Here is a 19,727-nt window from a genome sequence, read left to right on the forward strand (position 1 = left end):
CGTCATACTCCGCACAGAACCGGAGGAAGCGCCTGATCGGCATAGGGCTGGTTGCGCACGGCGCTGCTGGCCTCGAGGCTTGTCGTGTTCGACAAGCCCAGCCATCCGGCGACCGGGAACAGACGCGGCATCGTCAAGGTAGCCCGGTAGAACACCACGTCGTTTGCGCCGCCAACACCGGCACGCCCGGTGTCAGTGTCGTAAGACCCGTTTTCGTTCAGATCCTCGAAGCAATCGTTATCGGCTGCGTCGTAGCTTCCGTTGGCGTTGACGTCGGTCATCAACTTTTCCGGATTACCGATCCCGCTGAAGTCGTAGAAATTGCTGATTTCGATGTTGTAGGTCGCGCGCGGTGCGACGGGATTGACCTGTGCCTTCACGGTGTTCTCGATCCGCTCTTCCAGCGTTGTTCCGGCAGCCGTAAAGCCGGGATCCTGTACGCTTGCCAAGCGTGCGCTGTCGGACAGCGCCCCTTGCAGTTGGGACTTCACATACGCGCTGTGAGCCAGGTCGGAACCACCCATAAGAATGGTAAAGAAGGGCACCGCAAGAAGTGCGAATTCCACCGCGCTCACGCCGCGCTGGTCACGCAGCAGGCTGCAACGCTGCAAGATGGCCGGCCTCATCGCGTCAGCCTCAGATTGCCGATGCCCTGGCCGATGGTGGCGAAGACCGTTTCGAGGTCGCTGCCATCGCTCACGAAGAAGTGATCGCTGCTGGTGGCGCAGGGTTCGATATCGTCCGTGCTGCCAACGTCCAGCGCGATCACCCAGACCGTAACGCCCATCGACTTGGCGACCGAGCAGGCAGACGCGAAGCGGTCGAGGTGCTTTTGGTCGAGCGTACCGGTGCCCTGGGTACGCTGCTGGAACGGCTCCACGCCATGCGCTGAGTAAAGCCGATCATCCGTGTCGAGCTCACCATCGGTCATGAAGACGATGTGCTGGTTGACCGGCACCGTCCCGATCTCGGTAGGATTGTCGCTTGAGAAGAAGCCGGTGCGCGAGATGAAGCGCGCGCCCCAGAGCATACCGATATCGTGGTAGGTACCACCCCGGACGCGAGCCGTGGCACTGGAGATCGCGGCATTATAGCCCGCTTCGTCGGCATATTCGGTCAGCCTGCTCGCCTCAGCCGGGCAGCCTGCAAACATCGTGGTTCCGATGAGGCCGTACCTGACGAGCCCACTGCCGGATTTCCAGCGTGTCGTGTGGCTATCCGGGGCGTAACGCCCGAACTGCAGTGCGGTGTCGCCTGCATTCGCCGCCCGATTATCGACGTCTGCGCGGGTTATGGTTTCGTGGATTTCAATGGGGGAAGAAGACTCCCCGACACTGGCGCGTTCCTCGATGCAGCCCTCACCGCTCCGGCGGAACAGGTTGATATTGCTGCCGCTGTTACCAGTGTAACTACCCCAGTTCTCAGCATTCACGTTGACCGTCTTGGTCCTCGCGCTGCACCCGGATCCCGTGCACCTTTCGTCGATGAAAGTCTGCAGCCGCAGAATGTCGTTCTCAGCAAGGCTGCGCGCGACATTGACCGTGTGCGAATAGGGCACGATGCCATAGCGCGTCTGCGAATTCGGAGCGCCGGCTAGCGCGCGGTACAGGCCCGATGCGCCCGTGCGGAGGGCATCGATTTTCGCCGAACCGCCGCCCGACGGCGCATTGGCCATCGACCCGGTCACGTCGAGCACGAGCACGATGTCGTTATGCGCCTGGTCGCGCTTCGCGTCGCAATTCACGGCAACCGGCACGCTGTTGTAACCGAACACATGCATGATGACCGTCGGGATCTCGGCCGAAGCCGTGCCGACGATTTCCTGCTGGTCCACCGGATTCTGTCCGAGGTTGAACCGCACATTGCGGGCATTGAGGCTGGCGGCAGGGAAGTTGAAGTCGAAGAACTTCTGCGCCTCTGCGCGATTGCCGACATCGAGATTGGTCCCGAGCATCGACTGCCGACCTGCAAGCACGGCGGAGTCACATGCGTTCTGCAGCTTGGCCTGGGCGGAGTAGGCAAGGCTCATGTCGACGGCCCCGCCGACAAGGATCATCAGCGGCACCAATGCTCCTGCTGCGAGCATCAGTACGTTGCCTTCGACGTCGTCTTTCAGCCTACGAAAGAATGCCTTGAACCCCATGATTTCGCCTCCCCGACGAGCCCCGGAATGTCCGAACGCACAATAGCCTCCGGAAAATCACACATCAGGATGAGGAGAATTTATTTCCAACAAGTAAACCACGACGATGATTCGCGGCAGAAAACGTGGGTATTCAGGGGCCTCCAAGAATGGTTACGTTCACAACTACAGAAAAGCGCCGAAATCAGTGTTAAGTTCGGGTTACCGGATTCTGGTCTTTTCCGGGCATGGTCATTTTCTCTGGCGACGCGACGCGCATTGCAAGGGAGCAAACCTTCGGAATTCGGCGTGGATCAGACGAATCAGATGTCAGGCCCCGATCTCCTCCGGGCCACAATCTCGGCCACGGCTCCCTAGGCAATCTTAACACACCTGCAGGGAACAATCTTCCAGAACGGGAACCGCATTCGCGAACGGGTGTTAGTGGCCGCAGGAGGATTTGCATGCGCCGTGTGATGATCGTTGATGACGAGGCCCTCGTCCTGTTCGATCTCGCGATGACGGTAGAGGATCTCGGGTACGAGGTGTTCTGCGACAGCATCAGCGTGAGCGATGCGCTGGAATGCCTGGGCGAGGATTGCCCGGATGCTGCCCTCCTCGATATCGACGTCGGCGGCACGCTGGTCTGGCCGCTCGCCCGAGTTCTAAAAACCCGCGACTGCCCGATCGTGTTCGTGAGTGCGAACCGCGCGCACGAAGAACTGCGCGGGGAGTTCTCGCATTGCGGTTTTATCGACAAGCCCGCCTCTGCCGACCAGATCGACAAGACGCTGAGCGGAATATTCGGATCGGCCCGGTACGAACCTAGAGCTGAGGCAGGTCGGGCGTAAACCGCAGACGTCGCGTATAGCCTTCGTCGGTCGGTTCGCCTTCAATATCGCCCTTGAGCTGCCGCGTTGCGGTTTCAATCAGCCTGGTTCCGAACCCGGCCTTGCCGCCCCCCGCTTTCTTGCCCAGCCCCTTCTCGCGCCAGTCGAGCGTCAGTCGGTTCTCCTCGACTGCCCAGTCCACCTCGAGGCAGCCGTCCTCCACCGAAAGGGCGCCATATTTGGCTGCATTGGTCGCCCATTCATGCAGGATCAGGGCGAGCGATGTGATCTGGCTGTTCGGCACATCGACATCCTCGCCCATCAGGTGAATGTCCTGCGTAGACTTGCTGGGATTGACGACCGTTTCGATCAGGCTGCGCAGCGGGACTGCCCCTGCACCCCCGACCGCGGAATCGTTTGTTAGCGAGTGCGACCGACCCAGCGCATGGATGCGATCGCGAATGTCCTCGGCGAATTCTTCCACTTCCTCTGCTTCGCGCGCGGCGATGGAAACCATGGCGCTGATGACCGAGAACAGGTTCTTCACCCGGTGGTTCATCTCGCGGATCATCAGTTCGCGCTGTTCGAGCAGCGAGCGTTCCGCCGTAATGTCGATGGTGACGCCTATGAACTTGTTGGTCTGGCCATTGTCGATGCGGCGTCCGAGGCCGTGGAGCCAGCGATAGTCACCATTGTCGAGCGGAACGCGGAAACGCTCGTCGAACGGGCGTGTACCGTCCATGGCCTGACGCAACGACTGATTTACCCGTGCCCGATCCTCTTCAGGCAGATTGTCCAGGATCGGCTGCATCTGGTCACCAGCCTCGCCTTCCTTCATGTTGAGTAACTGCCGTTCCGTTTCATCGAGTACCGTGATGTCGGTCGACGGCTCGTATTCCCACACCCCTATGCGCGCGACTTCCAGCGCGAGACGTAGACGCTCGCGTTCCTCGCGTAGTTCGCTTTCGAGCGACAATGCCCTGGTGACGTCGGTGAAGACCAGTGTAGCTCCGTCCAGTTCACCATCCAGCCTGCGATAGGGAAAGGCGCGGATGATAAATTCGGCTTCGAGCGAATTCGAATGAACGCGCGCTTCCCTGGTTTCGCCACCGGAACTGGCCAAGCGTGCCAGCTCGACGAATTCGTCGTCCGCGAAGGCATTCGGCAAGGAGCCGAGATTCGAACCGATCTGCTGCTTGTCGATCGGAAAAAGGTCGCGCGCGGCATCGGTGAAACTGCGCAGCCTCAGTTCGCCGTCGACAACCAGCACCGCCAGCTGGGTGCTGTCGAAGAAGTTCTTCAGGTCGGAATTGGCCATCGTAAGCTGGTCGACCTTGTTCTTCAGCTCGTCATTGACCGTGGTCAGCTCCTCGTTGGTGGACTGGAGCTCCTCGTTCATCGACATCATTTCTTCGTTGGAGCTCTTCAGCTCCTCATTCGTGGTCTCCAGTTCCTCGACCGTCGAACGGAGCCGGTGCCGCGTTGCCTGCAGCTCCTCTTCGAGGAAATGCTGCTGTCCGTGCTCCATGTCGAAGTCGATAAGGTCGGCCTGGTCGACCGGCTGCAGTTCGCCCGTCTCCTCAATAATGAAGAGGAACGAGCCGTGATCGATCTTCTCGCAAACGATGCGCGTTTCCACCTCGCCGAATTCGGTTCGAACGAGAATGTTCTTCGCACCGACACGGCGCCCCCGTGCCTCATCGGCAACTTGTCGGATCATCGGCCCGATCAATTCGCGTAGGCCCGGACGGGCAAGCGAGGATACGACAACGTTGCGCTCAAGCCTGTCGGGGAAATCGAGATAGCGTCCCGCCGCCCCCCAACGTTCCATCAGCATGCCCTCGTTATCGACCAGCAGGCTGACCGGGGCATAGCGCCGCGCGATCGTCTTCAGGGCGGCTATCTCGTTGCCTTCGGTCGGCGACGGGTCTTTCGAGAACTCGGGCTTGCGCCGAGGCCGCGGTCCGACGGGGCCATCCTTCCCGATCTGCAAAGTATACTTGCCCTTTACTTCCTTTCTGCGGAAGATGCGCGAATTCTGGTCGATGGTCTCGAACAGATCATCGAAACGACCGATTGCCTCCGAAGAGCCGAGAAACAGCATGCCCCTTTCGGCCAGCGAGAAGTGGAACAGCGGGATCACCGAACGCTGAAGCGATTCGTCGAAATAAATCAGCAGGTTGCGGCAAGATACGAGATCGATCTTCGAAAACGGGGGGTCGCGAACGACGTTGTGCACGCTGAAGCGAACCATGTCGCGTATGTTCGAAGCGATGTGGAATTTGTCGCTTCCACCAATGGTGTAGCGCTCCTGCAGAGGCTGGGGAATATCGCTGAGCGCAGAGAGCGGATAGGCTCCGCCACGCGCGATATCGAGCATCCCGTCATCGATGTCTGTCGCGAAAATCTGGATGTATGGCCGCTTGGATTGACGCTGCGCCGCTTCGGCGAACAGCATGGCGATCGAATAGGCTTCCTCACCGCTCGAGCAGCCTGGGACCCAGATGCGTAGCTCTTCCTCGTCGCGGGTTTGTTTGACCAGCCGATCGACAACCAGCGTCGACAGCGCTTCGTACTGCGCCGTATCACGAAAGAACCGTGTGACATTGATCAAAAGGTCACGGAAAAGCGCGGTGCATTCATCCTCATCGCTTCGCAGGCGTTCCAGATATTCAGCCGCACTATCCAGGCCGAGCAATTGCATCCGGCGGGCGATGCGCCGCGTCAGGGTCGAGCGCTTGTAGCGCGAAAAATCGTGACCGACGGCCTTGCGTAAGACGTCGCATAGGTCATCGATATGATCGGTGACCTCTCTCGCTTCATCGACCTTCCCTGCAACTCCGCTGGAGCGGTCGAAAAAATTGTGCAGCGCCTCGATGATCTGGCGTGGAGCGGCAACGATATCGACCAGGCCCGTGGCAATCGCCGAGGACGGCATACCATCATAGCCCGCGCTTTCGGGATCCTGCGCCACGCACAGGCCGCCGTGCTCCTTGATCGCCCGAAGACCACGGCTCCCATCGCCACCGGTTCCCGACAGAATGACGCAGGCCGCATTGGACTCGCGGTCCTGCGCGAGGCTTTCGAAGAAATCATCGATCGGACGGCGCATCCCGCGCGGATCCTTGAATTCGGTAAGCTCGAGGACGCCATCCTTGAGCGCGAGGCCGTGTGCTGGCGGGATGACGTAGATATGATCGGGTTCGACGATTTCTCCGCCGGTCGCCTGCGAGACCTCCATATCGGTATAGCGCTCGATCAGCTGCGCCATCAGCGATTCATGGGTAGGATCGAGATGCTGGACGACCACGAAGGCCATCCCGGTCAGTTCGCTGGCACCACCAAACAGGGCGCGCAGGGCCTCGAGCCCGCCTGCCGACGCCCCGATACCAATGACCGGGAAATCCCGTTCCGCCATTCAGTCGTACCCCTATTCATATCGCATTCGCGCAATGATCGAATGGCTTGATGCCAGAGTTTCGAGACTCGCGAGCAATTCCCAATTGCTACCGCTACTCAACTCATTGAGTTTGCGCAAATCTTGCTTGAGTGCACGGTCATAAACATCCGGCGCCAGCCCTTGCGGCCGACCGACCCGGAATTGCGAACCGAGGATCAGGCGGCGATCGGCGTCGCGTCCAAGCTTTGCCATGTAGACGAGATTGAGGAAGTCTTCGCCGTCCGCGGTCCGGTTTGGGATGAGGAAACGCTCGTTGGCTACGTCATCCATCTTCAGGAAACGACGCATGCGTGCGCGGACAGGGCCTGCACCGCCTTCGGGTTGAAGGAAGCGGCAGTTTCGACCGATGACGTCCTCGGCTCGATAGCCAGAAAGGTCGAGAAATGCGGCATTGGCAGCGATCAGCGGACAATCCGGACGCGTCGCATCGGCAAGGGTGAGCGACACCTTGCTTCTTTCGAACAACTTCACCAACCCGCTGGGAAGCGTGGCTGGATCTTCGAAAAAGGCCGTCATGAGAGCCTGTTCCAGCTCTTCCTCCATAATCTCGGAAATGCGACCCGGACATAAAACTCGCGAGGGTTACTGCGGGTTCCGGGACTGCGGTGGCCAAGACTGGTTGCATTTGTTACCTGCCCGCCCATGCAGACGGGAACACTCATTTCGCTCGCCCTCTATTTCATCGCGATGATCGGTATTGGCCTGTGGGCCTGGCGCCGATCGACCGATACCAGCGAGGGCTACCTCCTCGCCGGACGCAACCTGCCTCCTGCGGTCGCCGCGCTATCGGCTGGCGCATCGGACATGAGCGGTTGGCTGCTACTGGGCCTACCCGGCGCTCTATACGCAGCGGGACTAGTCGAGGCATGGATCGGGATCGGCCTGTTCATCGGTGCCTGGGTGAACTGGTGGGTGGTCGCCCCGCGCCTGCGCAAGCAGACCGAGGAGCGCGGCAATGCCCTCACCATCCCCGAATTCCTCGCCAATCGCTTCCCCGACAAGGCGGTGGCGTTGCGAGTGGTTTCGGCCCTGATCATCGTCGTGTTCTTCGCGGTCTATACTGCCGCCGGCCTCGTTGGCGGCGGCAAGCTGTTCGAGACCAGCTTTGCGGGTCTTCTCCCCGGGGTCAGCATGAGCGACTACATGCTCGGCATCTGGATCACGGCTCTGGTGGTGCTGGCATACACCATGGTTGGTGGATTCCTCGCAGTGAGCCTCACCGACTTCGTGCAGGGCCTGATCATGGTCGTCGCACTCGTTGTAATGCCGCTGGTGGTCATGTTTGGCGCTGGCGGAGAAGGAGGTGGGTCGCTGGCCGATGTCGACGTACCGGGCTTCCTCAGCCTGACCGAAGGTCTGACATTGCTCGCTTTCATCAGCACAATCGCCTGGGGCCTCGGCTATTTCGGCCAGCCGCACATCATCGTGCGCTTCATGGCGATCGACACGGTCGAAAAGGTGCGCCCTGCCCGCAACATCGGCATGACGTGGATGGGTGTGGCACTGCTCGGTTCGATCGGGATCGGCATCGCGGGCCGAGCCTATGTCGAGCGCAACGGACTGGTGGTCGACGATCCCGAGACGATCTTCATCGTGCTGGCAAACCTGCTGTTCCACCCCATCGTAACCGGATTCCTGCTCGCGGCACTGCTCGCGGCGATCATGTCGACCATCAGTTCGCAGCTGCTGGTGGCATCATCCTCGCTGACGGAAGATTTCTACAAGCTGTTCTTCCGCAAGCAGGCGAGCGAGCGAGAAAGCGTCAATGTCGGTCGCGTCTGCGTGGCGCTGGTGGCACTTGCGGCGATCTGGATCGCAAGCGATCCCGAAAGCCAGGTGCTCGGCCTCGTGTCGAACGCCTGGGCGGGATTCGGTGCCGCTTTCGGCCCGCTGATCATCCTCTCGCTAACGTGGGACAGGATGACCGGCGCAGGCGCGGTTGCCGGTCTCGTTGTCGGTGCTGGCACGGTTGCAGCGTGGATCGCGCTGGGCTGGAACAGCGAGCTTCCGGGAATGGGTGCAGGCCTTTACGAGATTGTCCCGGGATTCATCGCCGCGTGGCTGGCAATCTGGCTGGTCAGCAAGGCAACCGCGCGCGGCGCAGAGCCCTTGCCAGCCTGACCGGGAAGCTCCACACCTCTCCTTGCAAGAGGAGAGATATATGCGAGCGATACTGGCAGGCGTAGCAGCACTGGCGCTGGCGGCGACACCGACCTCAGCGCAGGACGAAACCGAGCACCCCCCGGTCGAAGAACAGATCGGCGGCGGCGGCAGGCCGGTCGGCGCAAACTGGTCTCGCAGCCCGGTGATCGCGCAGCACGGGATGGCCGCAACCGCGCACCCGCTCGCCACGCAGGTCGCTCTCGATATCCTGAAGGAAGGCGGCACCGCAGTCGATGCGGCAATAGCCGCAAATGCCGCGCTTGGCCTGATGGAGCCGACCGGCAACGGCATCGGCGGCGACCTTTTCGCGATTATTTACGACCCGACGACCGACAGACTTTACGGGATCAACGGTTCGGGTCGTTCGCCCAAAGGACAGACGCTCGACCAGTTGATGGCGAAGCTCGATGGTGCCGAGGCCTTGCCACCCGTCGGCGCCTTGCCGGTGACGATCCCCGGCACGGTCGATGCCTGGTTCGCCATGCATAAGAAGTTCGGCAAGCTTTCCATGGCCGAAAATCTCGCGCCCACCGTCCGCTACGCCCGCGAAGGCCACCCGATCGCGCCGGTCATCGGCATGTATCTCGAGCGCGCGCTACGTGCCTATACGCGGCGTCAGGAAGCCTATCCCTTCGAGTTCGACAATGCCCGCAAGGTCTGGTTTGCCGACGGTACCGCGCCGGAAGCTGGCGAAATCTTCCGCAATCCCGACCTAGCCAACACGCTCGAAGCGATCGGCACAAATGGCCGCGATGCCTATTATGACGGTCCGCTGACCGATGTGATGGTCGAGTATCTGCAGGAGCAGGGCAGCGCCTTCACACGCGAGGACTTTGCCGAACATTCGAGCGACTGGGTCGAACCGGCCTGCGCCGAGTACAAGGACGGCTACGAGCTGTGCGAGCTACCGCCCAACGGACAGGGCTTCGCCGCCCTGCAGATGGTCAATATCCTCAGGAACGTGGACCTGTCGCAGTGGGAACGCGGAAGCGCAGAGGCGCTCCATTACATGGTCGAGGCCAAGCGGCTCGCCTATGCCGATGTCGCGCGCTTCTATGCCGACCCCGATTTTGCCCCCTTTCCCAGAGAGCTCCTCACCCAGGACTATGGCCGCGAACGCTTCGCCCTGATCGATCCCGTTCGCGCCGCACCGGACTTCGGTCCGGGCGAGCCCAAGCTCGAGGGTGAAGGCGACACGACATACATGACGGTGGTCGATGGCAGCGGCATGATGGTCAGCCTCATCCAGTCGAATTATCGCGGCATGGGCGGCGGGCTGGTTGCGCCGGGGACCGGGTTCATGTTCCAGGACCGCGGCGAGCTCTTCAGCCTCGATCCGGCGCATCCCAACGCCTACGAGCCGGGCAAGCGGCCCTTCCACACGATCATCCCCGCCTTCGTGAAGAAGGACGGCAAACCCTTCATGACCCTAGGCCTGATGGGCGGCGGCATGCAGCCGCAGGGCCATGTGCAGGTGCTGGTCAATATCGTCGACTACGGCATGAATGTGCAGGAGGCGGGCGATGCCGCGCGTTTCAACCACGATGGCGGCCGCCAGCCGACAGAGGCATTGGATGGCCCGGCGGCCGATCCGCTCGGCACGCTTTATGTCGAACCAGGCATTCCTGCTGAAACCATCGAGAAACTGCGCGCCATGGGCCACAAGGTCGAAGTGGTCGATAACGGCGTCATGTTCGGAGGCTACCAGGCCATTGCCCGTGATCCAGACACGGGTGTGCTCACCGGCGCGACCGAGATGCGCAAGGACGGACAGGCCAGCGGATACTGAGGAGAGGCAAGATGGCGAAGATTACCGGATTGGGCGGCGTATTCTACGTGGTGAAGGACCCAGAGGCGACGCGGGCATGGTACCGCGATACGCTGGGCATCGACGGGGAATATGGGCCCCAGCTGAACTGGAGCGAGGAGTCTTGCGAGAAGCCCTATTCGCTCATCAGCCATTTCAAGGACGATCAGTATCTGAAACCCGGCACGGGTGGTTTCATGATCAACCTGCGGGTCGACGATCTCGACGATTTCGTCGAACAGCTCAAGGCCAAGGGCGTCGATGTGCTCGACAGCGTCGACGAGGGCTATGGCAAGTTTGCCTGGCTGCTCGATCCCGACGGGGTCAAGATCGAGCTTTGGGAGCAGGTCGAAGCCCCCGAGTAATGCGGCCTAGCGGGCCGACCCGATAAACTCCGCAATCGCCTCCGCAACGCCGGGAGCAAGGGGCAAGTCGGGATTACCATAGGTAGCGAGGTTGTCCGCGCGGTCGTCGCCTTCGACCAGCTTCAGAACGTGGTTGACGTCCTCCAGCACTATCAGTTTCGCATCGGCGCGAGCAGTCGCCAGCAATTCTGCATCGCTCGCCGGCGTCTGGATATCCTTGCCGCCATTGAGGATCAGAACCGGCAGATCGTGCGCCGCAAGCAGTTCTGCAGGCTCTTGCCGGAAGAGGCTGGCGACAAAGCCCTGCACCTGTGGGCCGAATAGCGGCAGCAGCCCCGGATGGATTTCTTCCGCCGGTACCGTCTCGCCCGCCTTCAGCCGCTCGGATATTTCGTCGACCTGCGCCAGCAGCGGTGTCGCCAACGGATTGGCGGCGATCTGCGCGCGCACCACATCCGACAAGTTGCGTCCGGGAGCGGCGACCAGCAGCAGGCCGCAATACCGCGACGCATCGCGCGCAGCAGCAGCCATGGCGATCAAGCCGCCTTCGCTGTGGCCGAGCAGCCAAATGCATCCTCCGCCACTGCGATCGAGCATGACCTCGGTCCAGGCCTCGACATCGTCGACATAGGCATCGACCGTGACATCGTTCGCATTCGCAGTCGCTTCGCTGCTGCCGAACATGCCCCGCTTGTCGATCCGCACGGTGGCAATGCCATGCTGGTCGAAAGCCTCCGCCAGCAATCGGTAGCTCGCCGCCTTGACGCCGAGTGCGTTGTTCCCGTCGCGATCGGTCGGGCCAGATCCGGGGATGATCAGGACGGAGGGACCATCGCCGGTCAATTCGCCCAATAATGTGCCCGCGAGTTCACCCGAGAGGGCGCGATGCGTCGCGGTTATCTCCTCCTCCGCGGCAAGCGGCATGGCCGTTCCTGCAGCAAGCGCGATGGCCAGCAGTCGCGCTGTCTCCCACCTCGCCATCAATCCGATGCCTTGTTGCGTTGCTGCCATAGCCACCAGCTGTAGAAAGTAGGAACCAGTCCCACGCCAAGCGCGCCAATCAGGACAACTACAGCCAGACCTTCCGGGTTCATCGGTATCGCGCTGGCTAGGACAATCGCCGCACCTGCCAGCATCATCAATTTGCCTCCCAATCGGTGGGTCGCGATCCAGTTGTCCTCGTCCAGTATCGCCCAGGGGGTGCGTATTCCGACGAAGAAGCCGGGTCGGCTCTTGGGCAATGCATTGCCAAGCAGCACGAACAACAGGCCGACACCGAGGATAATGGCGTTCACCGGCAGTTCGACACCATAAGCCGGGAGCCCGATCGTCAGCTGGACAATCACGAGGAGCAGGGCGACACCGATCCAGCTGGCTCGCAACAGGGGGGCGGACCCGGCGAGACGGTCCTGCAGCGGCTCGATCCGCGGGATGATGGCGAGAACCATGGCAACCAACGCCATCAGCCCTGCCGGCATCAATAGCGCCGTCAGCGGATCGCGAAATTGGTCCGGCTGGCCGCTGGCATTCCAATGCGTCGGCAAGAGCGCGTCGGCGGGCAACCTGGCGGCGGTCACGAAAGCAAATACCGCCATCAGGGCAGCAAGCGCCAGGCTTGCCAGAAGCGGACGCTTCACATTCATGCTTGGTCTCCATGTTCTACGGGGTCGTCGGCGGGGGTTCGGCCCATGTCCATCCGTGCCATGAACCCGTGCAGGGCTTCCTCGAGGGTGGACATATTGAGCGTGTAGACGATGCTTCCCGCGCGGTTCTCGCCGAGGATCAGGCCAGCAGCCTTGAGCTTGGCGAAATGGCCCGACATCGTAGGCTTCGAGACCGGGAAATGGTCTGCCAAATCGCCAGCCGTCCTCCCGCCGCCTTTCAGCAACTCGAGCACCTCTCGGCGGATCGGGTGGGACAGGGCATCGAATACACTCGTCATAGCTATTTAGCTAATAGACTAAATCGATCGCGCTCGCAAGACCTTCGCGAAATCATGGTTATCGATTTGTTAACCATGAGGGAGTATCAAGTGGTCATGCGCCGCATCGCTGTCACCGCTCTCCTCTCCGCAATCATGGTGACAGGATGCGGCGTTAATCCCGGAAATCGCGAACCCGCCACTCGCCCTGCCGTGACCACGGCAGCAGCTGCCCCGTCCAATTGGGAGCGGCCCGAAGCGCGCCAGTGCATCGCCGAACTCAGCGCCAGCGGTGCCGATTTCGCCCCGCTATCCGACCGGTATTACGGTGCAGGTTGCAAGGCCCTCGACAGCGTTCAGCTGGACCGGATCGGAGGCGATCGCGGCCAGCTCCTCGTTACCAATCTCGGTCCCCTCGCTTGCCCGCTGGCCAATACATTCGCCGCCTGGGCGCGGTATGGGGTGGATCGGGCAGCGCGGCAGATCCTCGGCAGCCCGTTGGCGAAGATCGAGACCATGGGGAGTTATTCCTGCCGCAATGTGGCAGGCACGGGCCGCCTGTCGGCGCACTCACGCGCCGAAGCTATCGACATCGCGGCCTTCGTGCTTGCCGACGGACGGCGCATCAGCGTGAAAGAGGGGTGGAATGCCAGCCGCGAGGAACGCGAGTTCCTCCGCATCATCCACCGCAGCGCCTGCAAGCGCTTCGGCACCGTCCTTGGGCCCGACTACAACCGCGACCACCACGATCATTTCCATCTCGAACATGGCGGCGGGAGTTTCTGCCGCTGAAATGATCCCCTGCGGATGCGACCCGAAGGGGGCGGCGGATCTCAGCCCACCCGGATTTTCTGACCACCGTCGAGATGCGCTTCGATCCGCAGCCGCACGGCTTCGGCAGCGTGATGCGCGCCCAGCTTGTTCATCATGTTGGCCCGGTGGATCTCCACCGTGCGCGGGCTGATGTGGAGTTCGCGCGCGATCATCTTGTTGCTGCGCCCTTCCGCCAGCCAGTCGAGCACTTCGCGTTCTCGAGGGGATAGCGCAGCGATACGATTGCGCGCTTCCACCATCTTGCGACGGGCATGGCCATAGGCTTCCGCCTCGCGTTCGATCCGCGCGACGGTTTCGCCAAGTCGCTCTTCGCGCAGGGGAAGACGCAGGTAGTCGAGCGCGCCTGCCTTGATTGCGGCCACAACCTGGCCCGGCCGTGGTTGGAGGGACGTCCCCACCACCGGGATCCAGATACCGGCATCGGCAAGTACCCGCAGTACATCCGATGCGCAGCCCGCCCCCTCGTCATCGCGGGCAAGTACGATGCCGCGGGAAGGCGGGATGGCCATGAGTTCGGCGAGATCGGAATAAATCTCGCAATGGTGACCCAGCTCGAAGCCCATTCGGTCCTGCTCTGCACGAGAACTGCAGGAGCCGTCGACGATGTGGAGAGTAAGTCGCTGATCCATGCCCCGATGCTATGCACAATCAGGACAAACGCGCATTCCGTAATAATACGCATATGGTTGTAAGATTGGCGGAAAATTACATTTTCGGTCCAATCAAGGCGAAAGACATTGCCGCCATTGTGGACCGATTTCCTCTTCGAAGGCGGACCTACTCGTCGCCGCGGAAGAAGCTGTAATCGGGGAGCGAATGGAAAGCGTTCTTCAGCGCATTGCCCCAGCCCGCCGAGATTGCCTGGAAATAGCCATCCTCGTGGCTGACGCGGTGCTGGTGACTCGCCTCGTAGCTATCCCGCTCGATCACCTGGAGGTCTAGCGGCAAGCCAACCGACAGGTTGGCCTTGAGCGTGGAATCGAAGCTGACCATCAGCAGCTTGACCCCATCTTCGAGGCTCATCTGGCGATCGTAGCCGCGAATGATGATGGGGCGCCCGTACTTGGTTTCGCCGATCTGGAAGAAAGGCGTATCGAGACTTGCCTCGATGAAGTTGCCTTCGGGGTAGACCATGAACAGGCGCGGCTCCATGCCCTTGATCTGTCCTGCGACGATGATCGACGCGGTAAAGCGCCCTCGGCCCTTGACGCCGTTGGCATCCTGCCGGTCTGAAATGATCCCTCGCAGCAACTTGCCGATCTCGGTCGCCACCTGGAACATGGTGGGCGACTGGAGGAGGATATTGTCGCGCTCGTCGGGCTCCTTGGTGCGTTCCTCGAGCTGGCTGATCACCGCCTGCGTAGTGGCAAGGTTGCCCGCCGTCATCAGCGTGATGATCCGATCTCCCGGCACCTGCCAGGTGAACATCTTGCGAAATACCGAGATATTGTCGACGCCCGAGTTGGTCCTCGTATCGCTCATCAGCACGAGGCCCTTTTCGAGCACCATTCCCACGCAATAGGTCATCTTTTTCTTTCGCTTACTGCTGTACCTGCTGCTGCTCGACTTCGACATCGACCTGCAGCACCTGGCTGTTGTTGCCGAAACTGATCCCCGTGACCGGAGATGCATCGCGATAATCGCGACCGGTCGCCACGCGCACATAGCGTTCGTCGGGGCTGATGCCATTCGAAATATCGAAGCCCACCCAGCCGAGCCCGTCGACATAGGCTTCGGCCCAAGCATGGGTAGCCTCCTGCTCGATGCGGTCGTTCATCATGAGGTAGCCGGAGACATAGCGCGCCGGCACGTCGAGCGCGCGCGCCGCACCGATGAAGATATGCGCATGGTCTTGGCAGACACCCGACTTGGCAGCATAGCTTTCCTCAGCAGTGGTCTGCGCATCGGTTTTGCCGACACGATATTCGACCCGATCGAGCGTCGATCGCGACAGTTCGTGCAACATGTCGAGCCGCTCGCCGTCGAACTTGCGCAAGTCCGAAACCAGCTTCTTCATGCCGGGGCCCGGCCGGGTGAGCTTCGTCTGCGCGAGAAAACTCCAGAGCGGCAGATGCCCCGCATGACGTCCGATCACCCCCGCATGGTCGTGCGTATCGACCTTGCCGCTGCAAGTAATCGTGACCTCCTTCGTGCCCGGCGCAACGCCCACCAGAACCGTAGTGTTGTGGTGCTGGTCTTCGTAGGTCAGCTCCTCGAAGGCGTTGTCATATTCCATCGACCATTCGAGGATTTCCTGCCCCTGCGTCTCCTTTGGCGTCAGTCGCAGGCGCTGGAGCGCGTGCACGACCGGATTGTCGAAGCGATAGTGGGTGGTGTGGCGGATCGAGAGACGCATCAGCTGAGGAACCTGTAATCCTGGGCAATGGCATTGGCGATCGCGGCATTGGAGGCGGAAAAGTCGATCAGGAACTCGTGCAGCCCTTGCTCGAAGATCTCGTCGATCGAAAGATCGGTCAGCCTGGTGTCCGCTTCGCGCATCAGCTCGTTGCTGGTTCCTTCGCTTCCGTGAAGCCGCGCCAATGCCGCCAGGTTCTCACGCAATTGTGAGTGGCAGAAGGCAAGGCTGCGCGGGAAGCGGTCGTCGAGGATCAGGAATTCGCAGATATTGCGCGCATCGATGTGTCCGGCGTTGAGCCAGCGATAGGCACGGTCGCCCGAAACCGACCTCAGCACCGTATCCCATTGCCCGGTATCGAGGCTCGATCCGACATAAGAGAGCGAAGGCAGCAACAGATAGTATTTGATGTCGAGAATCCGCGCGATCGCATCGGCGCGCTCGATGAACATGCCCGCAAGCGAGAAGTGATAGCCCTCTTCGCGCAGCATCGAACCGGTCAGCGCGCCGCGCGCCATCGTGCCGGCACGACGAATTGTCTTGACCGAGTCCATCACCTTGTTCTCGCCCACCGGCTTGGCGAGCTGCTCCTCGATGATCAGCCAGTTTTCGTTGATCGCCTCCCACAATTCGCCGCTGATCGCATTGCGGGCGAGCCGCGCATTCTGGCGCACGAGCTTGAACATGCAGATGATGCTGGCGGGATTGTCTTTCTCGCGGAGCATGAAGTTCCACGCCTGCATCCCGGTATAGCTGGCGTGCTTGGCCTCATAGGCTTCGCGCTGCCCGGCGGTTTCGATAACCGAGCGCCATTCCTCTTCCGCGGTCACGAGGTCGCGGGTGAGCGCCATACGCAGGCCTGCATCGAGCAGGCGTGCAGTGTTCTCTGCCCGCTCGAGATAGCGGAACATCCAGAACAATCCGTTGGCGGTCCGTCCCAGCATCAGTCTTTGAGCACCCAGGTATCTTTCGTCCCGCCACCCTGGCTCGAGTTCACGACCAGCGACCCCTCCTTCAGCGCCACGCGGGTGAGGCCACCAGGGGTGATGTCGATCTTGTCGGGTGAGACGAGGACAAAGGGTCGCAGATCGACATGGCGGGGCGCGAGCCCCTTCTTGGTGAAGATCGGGCAGGTCGACAGCGCCAGCGTCGGCTGAGCGATATAGTTGTCCGGATTTTCGACGATCTTGTGGCGGAACTCCTCGATTTCCTTCTTCGTCGAGGCCGGGCCGACCAGCATGCCGTAGCCGCCCGATCCGTGTACTTCCTTCACCACCAGTTCGGCGAGGTTGTCGAGGACATATTTGAGGCTGTCCTCATCGGCGCAGCGCCACGTTTCGACATTGGGCAGCAGCGGCTTTTCGCCGGTATAGAATTCGACGATCTCCGGCATGAAGGAGTAGATCGCCTTGTCGTCGCACACGCCTGTGCCGGGGGCATTGGCGATGGTGATCCCGCCCGCACGATAGACATCCATGATGCCCGGCACGCCCAGCATGCTGTCGGGATTGAACGTCAACGGGTCGAGGAATTCGTCGTCCACACGGCGATAGATCACGTCGACAGCTTTGTAGCCGCTAGTGGTTCGCATCGCGACACGGCCATCGACCACGCGCAGATCGCTGCCTTCGACCAGCTCCGCCCCCATCTGGTCGGCAAGAAAGGCGTGTTCGAAATAAGCGGAATTGTAGATGCCCGGCGTCAGTACGGCGACTACCGGGCGATCGCCTGCGCATTTCGGCGCGCATGCGGCGAGGCTCTTGGCAAGGCGGCGCGGATAGTCCGAGACGCTTTCTACCTGGCAGCGCAGGAACAGCTCGGGGAACATCGCCATCATGGTCTCGCGGTTTTCGAGCATGTAGCTGACACCCGAAGGCGTCCGGGCATTGTCCTCGAGGACGTAGAATTCGTCCGGTCCGGTGCGCACCAAGTCGATACCGACGATATGCGTGTAGACCCCGCCCGGCGGGGTGAAGCCGACCATGTTCGGCAACCACGCCTCGTTATGGCGCAGCAGACGCTCGGGCAATCGGCCAGCGCGAACGATTTCCTGACGATGATAGAGGTCGTGCATGAAGGCGTTGAGCGCCGACACACGCTGTTCGATACCGCGGCTCAATCGCCGCCATTCGCCCGCGTCGATGATGCGTGGCACCATGTCGAAGGGGATCAGGCGCTCCTCGGCCTCGTCCTCTCCATAGACATTGAAGGTGATGCCGGTCTTGCGGAAGTTGGTCTCCGCTTCGCCATGCTTGCGGCGCAGCAGCTTCTGGTCCTGCTCGTCGAACCAGTCACAGTAGTTGGCGTAGGCGTGACGGACACCGCCATCGCTCTCGCGCATTTCGTTGAAGAATTCGGCAGCGCCGGTCATCGATCCCCTGGAAGTCCGGTAACACGCGGCAGGACAGCCGCGCGGTCATACTAGACTAAAGGGTTCAGGGCCGGTCCAGTTCCGAAAGAAGCGCAATCATAGCCTCGTGCGACATGACGAAGCCCATATGCGTGCAGCGAAGCGCGACTGCGCGGTCACGTTCACCTGCCTTGCCGCATGCCGATTTCGGGGCAACGATCCCGTCGCGCGGGCTCCAGAAAGCAACTGTCTCGACCGGAGGCTTTTCACCGATGACCGTATCGATTTCCGGCTCGTCGACGCGGTGACCGGCGATCGCCTGGTAGGCCCGCCAGCCATTGTTCGCTCGCGGACTACCCGAGAAGGGCGAACCCATGGTCACGACCTTGGCGATCTTGTCCGGATGCTTTTTCGCCAGCTCGCGTGCCATCACCCCGCCAAGGCTCCAGCCGACGAGCGTGATCGGCTCGCCCTTGGCCTCGTGAAGCGCCATCAGCCGCTTTTCGACCTTGGCGAAGCGATCGGCTGTCGCGCCGAGATTATAGCCGAGGCCCCATTTCTTCGCCGTGTGCCCAGCCTCTTCCAGCCGGCGCGCCATCCAGCGCATGCGAATGGGATGGGCACCGAAGCCGGGCAGGAGCATGATGTTCTGCGGACGGCGGGCCTTGGGATATGCGACTCGCTCCAACCGGCGCTTTATCGGCTCCAGCGGCCAGAGGAATTCACCCAGCAACAGCAGCGCCCGGGGTCCGCGCGCATCGTCGGGGCTCGGCTCGGCAGCGAGGGCCAGCCTGCGGCTCCATTCCGCGCGCGTTTCATGAAAGGGTAGCGTTGCCATAGCGGCGTAATAATGCGCCGCTGCGATTTCAGGTTCCTGAATGCGCCGTTCAGGCGTCGCAATCGCCGATGCGTTCCTGCGAGTTCTTCATCGTCATTTTCATCGTCTGGCCACCCGGCCCGGTCGCATCCATCGTCATGGTCATCTGCGAGGAGGTTTCGCTACCCGTGCCTTTCATCGTCATCCGCGCGCTTCCATCACCGGGGGCGGAGCAATTCATGATCGCATCGATTTCCCCGCCGTCCGCATCGAATTTCTCGAAGCTGCAATTGTTGCCGTTCTGCTGGCTCTGCTTGGCCATTTCCTCGAAGCCTTTCTCGGCATCCTCGGCGCTAAGGCAATACTCATGAATCTGCGGACCCTGATCCATCATCTGACGCATGACGTTCTTCACCTGCTCCGATGCGCCGGGCATGTCGATCGAGACCATCTCCACCGTCGCGCGATACTTGCCCGGCTGTGGTTTCACTAGATCCTTCGACTTTGCAGCGGCTTCTTCCATCGAGATTTCGCCGTCACCGTCCGCATCGGCACTGGAACTGCCACATGCGGCAAGGGCAAGGCTGGCAGAGGCGGCAAGCAGGATACGGCGCATGGAATCTCTCCTCATTCGATAGGCTTGGAAGCTAGCACCGGGCGCGCGCGTGGCAAGCACCGTTGCGCCGCGAAGTTTTGTTCCCC

At 61.3% G+C, this 19,727-nt stretch carries 19 protein-coding genes; 5 read left to right on the plus strand and 14 right to left on the minus strand.

Annotated elements, in window-relative coordinates; genetic code table 11:
• Positions 1-2 precede the first annotated feature (2 nt).
• Both K3146_RS06905 and K3146_RS06910 read right to left on the minus strand, forming a co-directional pair.
• Positions 3-626 carry a TadE/TadG family type IV pilus assembly protein gene (locus K3146_RS06905; protein WP_221545544.1) on the minus strand — a complete coding sequence of 208 codons (624 nt, stop codon included), beginning with the start codon at positions 624-626 and terminating at the stop codon, positions 3-5.
• Positions 623-2,143 (minus strand): Tad domain-containing protein, encoded by a 1,521-nt coding sequence (locus tag K3146_RS06910; protein WP_221545545.1) that lies wholly within the window; start codon positions 2,141-2,143, stop codon positions 623-625. The genes K3146_RS06905 and K3146_RS06910 overlap by 4 nt, the downstream gene beginning before the upstream one ends.
• Before the next feature lie 443 nt (positions 2,144-2,586).
• On the opposite strand from K3146_RS06910, the gene K3146_RS06915 reads away from it, so the two are divergent.
• On the plus strand, positions 2,587-2,973 hold the full coding sequence (locus tag K3146_RS06915; RefSeq protein ID WP_221545546.1) for a response regulator: 387 nt from the start codon (positions 2,587-2,589) through the stop codon (positions 2,971-2,973).
• On the opposite strand, the gene K3146_RS06920 is transcribed toward K3146_RS06915, so the two are convergent.
• Both K3146_RS06920 and K3146_RS06925 read right to left on the minus strand, forming a co-directional pair.
• Positions 2,948-6,370: a chemotaxis protein CheB gene (locus tag K3146_RS06920; protein ID WP_221545547.1), complete on the minus strand. Its 3,423-nt coding sequence runs from the start codon at positions 6,368-6,370 to the stop codon at positions 2,948-2,950. The genes K3146_RS06915 and K3146_RS06920 overlap by 26 nt on opposite strands.
• 12 nt (positions 6,371-6,382) lie before the next feature.
• Positions 6,383-6,928: a PAS domain-containing protein gene (locus K3146_RS06925; protein ID WP_221545548.1), complete on the minus strand. Its 546-nt coding sequence runs from the start codon at positions 6,926-6,928 to the stop codon at positions 6,383-6,385.
• A gap of 126 nt (positions 6,929-7,054) precedes the next feature.
• On the opposite strand from K3146_RS06925, the gene putP reads away from it, so the two are divergent.
• From putP to K3146_RS06940, 3 genes are read left to right on the plus strand one after another with little or no spacing between them, the layout of a single operon-like run.
• Positions 7,055-8,533, plus strand: a complete 1,479-nt coding sequence (putP, locus tag K3146_RS06930) for a sodium/proline symporter PutP (RefSeq protein WP_221545549.1) — start codon at positions 7,055-7,057, stop codon at positions 8,531-8,533.
• A 40-nt stretch (positions 8,534-8,573) separates the two neighbouring features.
• On the plus strand, positions 8,574-10,364 hold the full coding sequence (gene ggt / locus K3146_RS06935; protein ID WP_221545550.1) for a gamma-glutamyltransferase: 1,791 nt from the start codon (positions 8,574-8,576) through the stop codon (positions 10,362-10,364).
• An 11-nt stretch (positions 10,365-10,375) separates the two neighbouring features.
• Positions 10,376-10,747, plus strand: coding sequence for a VOC family protein (locus K3146_RS06940; protein WP_221545551.1), 372 nt, complete (start codon positions 10,376-10,378; stop codon positions 10,745-10,747).
• Positions 10,748-10,753: 6 nt separating this feature from the next.
• Here the strand turns inward: K3146_RS06940 and K3146_RS06945 are convergent, their stop codons facing one another.
• From K3146_RS06945 to K3146_RS06955, 3 genes are read right to left on the minus strand one after another with little or no spacing between them, the layout of a single operon-like run.
• Positions 10,754-11,728 (minus strand): alpha/beta hydrolase, encoded by a 975-nt coding sequence (locus K3146_RS06945; RefSeq protein WP_247711111.1) that lies wholly within the window; start codon positions 11,726-11,728, stop codon positions 10,754-10,756.
• The gene (locus K3146_RS06950) at positions 11,728-12,390 is read right to left on the minus strand and encodes an SdpI family protein (protein WP_221545552.1); all 663 of its coding nucleotides are present in this window, start codon (positions 12,388-12,390) and stop codon (positions 11,728-11,730) included. The genes K3146_RS06945 and K3146_RS06950 overlap by 1 nt, the downstream gene beginning before the upstream one ends.
• Positions 12,387-12,689: a metalloregulator ArsR/SmtB family transcription factor gene (locus K3146_RS06955; RefSeq protein ID WP_221545553.1), complete on the minus strand. Its 303-nt coding sequence runs from the start codon at positions 12,687-12,689 to the stop codon at positions 12,387-12,389. Before K3146_RS06955 ends, K3146_RS06950 begins: the two co-directional genes overlap by 4 nt.
• Positions 12,690-12,785: 96 nt before the next feature.
• On the opposite strand from K3146_RS06955, the gene K3146_RS06960 reads away from it, so the two are divergent.
• Complete coding sequence (locus tag K3146_RS06960; RefSeq protein WP_221545554.1) at positions 12,786-13,460, plus strand: extensin family protein; 675 nt, start codon at positions 12,786-12,788, stop codon at positions 13,458-13,460.
• 41 nt (positions 13,461-13,501) lie between these two features.
• On the opposite strand, the gene K3146_RS06965 is transcribed toward K3146_RS06960, so the two are convergent.
• The 7 genes from K3146_RS06965 to K3146_RS06995 all read right to left on the minus strand — a co-directional run bounded on the left by K3146_RS06965 (position 13,502) and on the right by K3146_RS06995 (position 19,641).
• Entirely contained in the window at positions 13,502-14,131 is a 630-nt protein-coding gene (locus K3146_RS06965) for a response regulator transcription factor (protein ID WP_221545555.1), read from the minus strand.
• Between the two features lie 148 nt (positions 14,132-14,279).
• Complete coding sequence (locus tag K3146_RS06970; protein WP_221545556.1) at positions 14,280-15,029, minus strand: proteasome-type protease; 750 nt, start codon at positions 15,027-15,029, stop codon at positions 14,280-14,282.
• 13 nt (positions 15,030-15,042) lie between these two features.
• Positions 15,043-15,858 (minus strand): transglutaminase family protein, encoded by an 816-nt coding sequence (locus K3146_RS06975; RefSeq protein ID WP_221545557.1) that lies wholly within the window; start codon positions 15,856-15,858, stop codon positions 15,043-15,045.
• Positions 15,858-16,802 (minus strand): alpha-E domain-containing protein, encoded by a 945-nt coding sequence (locus K3146_RS06980; RefSeq protein WP_221545558.1) that lies wholly within the window; start codon positions 16,800-16,802, stop codon positions 15,858-15,860. The genes K3146_RS06975 and K3146_RS06980 overlap by 1 nt, the downstream gene beginning before the upstream one ends.
• On the minus strand, positions 16,802-18,229 hold the full coding sequence (locus tag K3146_RS06985) for a circularly permuted type 2 ATP-grasp protein (protein ID WP_221545559.1): 1,428 nt from the start codon (positions 18,227-18,229) through the stop codon (positions 16,802-16,804). The genes K3146_RS06980 and K3146_RS06985 overlap by 1 nt, the downstream gene beginning before the upstream one ends.
• A gap of 64 nt (positions 18,230-18,293) precedes the next feature.
• Complete coding sequence (locus K3146_RS06990) at positions 18,294-19,046, minus strand: esterase/lipase family protein (protein ID WP_221545560.1); 753 nt, start codon at positions 19,044-19,046, stop codon at positions 18,294-18,296.
• A gap of 49 nt (positions 19,047-19,095) precedes the next feature.
• Positions 19,096-19,641: a DUF3617 domain-containing protein gene (locus K3146_RS06995; protein ID WP_221545561.1), complete on the minus strand. Its 546-nt coding sequence runs from the start codon at positions 19,639-19,641 to the stop codon at positions 19,096-19,098.
• Positions 19,642-19,727: the final 86 nt, after the last annotated feature.

Source organism: Qipengyuania vesicularis (assembly GCF_019711415.1).
Taxonomy (GTDB): Bacteria; Pseudomonadota; Alphaproteobacteria; order Sphingomonadales; family Sphingomonadaceae; genus Qipengyuania; species Qipengyuania vesicularis.

What these genes read in the sequence shown, in the direction of transcription:
- K3146_RS06905 (WP_221545544.1), bottom strand. Translation starts at nt 626, where the DNA reads ATGAGGCCGGCCATCTTGCAGCGTTGCAGCCTGCTGCGTGACCAGCGC.
- K3146_RS06910 (WP_221545545.1), bottom strand. Translation starts at nt 2,143, where the DNA reads ATGGGGTTCAAGGCATTCTTTCGTAGGCTGAAAGACGACGTCGAAGGC.
- K3146_RS06915 (WP_221545546.1), top strand. Translation starts at nt 2,587, where the DNA reads ATGCGCCGTGTGATGATCGTTGATGACGAGGCCCTCGTCCTGTTCGAT.
- K3146_RS06920 (WP_221545547.1), bottom strand. Translation starts at nt 6,370, where the DNA reads ATGGCGGAACGGGATTTCCCGGTCATTGGTATCGGGGCGTCGGCAGGC.
- K3146_RS06925 (WP_221545548.1), bottom strand. Translation starts at nt 6,928, where the DNA reads ATGACGGCCTTTTTCGAAGATCCAGCCACGCTTCCCAGCGGGTTGGTG.
- putP (WP_221545549.1), top strand. Translation starts at nt 7,055, where the DNA reads ATGCAGACGGGAACACTCATTTCGCTCGCCCTCTATTTCATCGCGATG.
- ggt (WP_221545550.1), top strand. Translation starts at nt 8,574, where the DNA reads ATGCGAGCGATACTGGCAGGCGTAGCAGCACTGGCGCTGGCGGCGACA.
- K3146_RS06940 (WP_221545551.1), top strand. Translation starts at nt 10,376, where the DNA reads ATGGCGAAGATTACCGGATTGGGCGGCGTATTCTACGTGGTGAAGGAC.
- K3146_RS06945 (WP_247711111.1), bottom strand. Translation starts at nt 11,728, where the DNA reads ATGGCGAGGTGGGAGACAGCGCGACTGCTGGCCATCGCGCTTGCTGCA.
- K3146_RS06950 (WP_221545552.1), bottom strand. Translation starts at nt 12,390, where the DNA reads ATGAATGTGAAGCGTCCGCTTCTGGCAAGCCTGGCGCTTGCTGCCCTG.
- K3146_RS06955 (WP_221545553.1), bottom strand. Translation starts at nt 12,689, where the DNA reads ATGACGAGTGTATTCGATGCCCTGTCCCACCCGATCCGCCGAGAGGTG.
- K3146_RS06960 (WP_221545554.1), top strand. Translation starts at nt 12,786, where the DNA reads ATGCGCCGCATCGCTGTCACCGCTCTCCTCTCCGCAATCATGGTGACA.
- K3146_RS06965 (WP_221545555.1), bottom strand. Translation starts at nt 14,131, where the DNA reads ATGGATCAGCGACTTACTCTCCACATCGTCGACGGCTCCTGCAGTTCT.
- K3146_RS06970 (WP_221545556.1), bottom strand. Translation starts at nt 15,029, where the DNA reads ATGACCTATTGCGTGGGAATGGTGCTCGAAAAGGGCCTCGTGCTGATG.
- K3146_RS06975 (WP_221545557.1), bottom strand. Translation starts at nt 15,858, where the DNA reads ATGCGTCTCTCGATCCGCCACACCACCCACTATCGCTTCGACAATCCG.
- K3146_RS06980 (WP_221545558.1), bottom strand. Translation starts at nt 16,802, where the DNA reads ATGCTGGGACGGACCGCCAACGGATTGTTCTGGATGTTCCGCTATCTC.
- K3146_RS06985 (WP_221545559.1), bottom strand. Translation starts at nt 18,229, where the DNA reads ATGACCGGCGCTGCCGAATTCTTCAACGAAATGCGCGAGAGCGATGGC.
- K3146_RS06990 (WP_221545560.1), bottom strand. Translation starts at nt 19,046, where the DNA reads ATGGCAACGCTACCCTTTCATGAAACGCGCGCGGAATGGAGCCGCAGG.
- K3146_RS06995 (WP_221545561.1), bottom strand. Translation starts at nt 19,641, where the DNA reads ATGCGCCGTATCCTGCTTGCCGCCTCTGCCAGCCTTGCCCTTGCCGCA.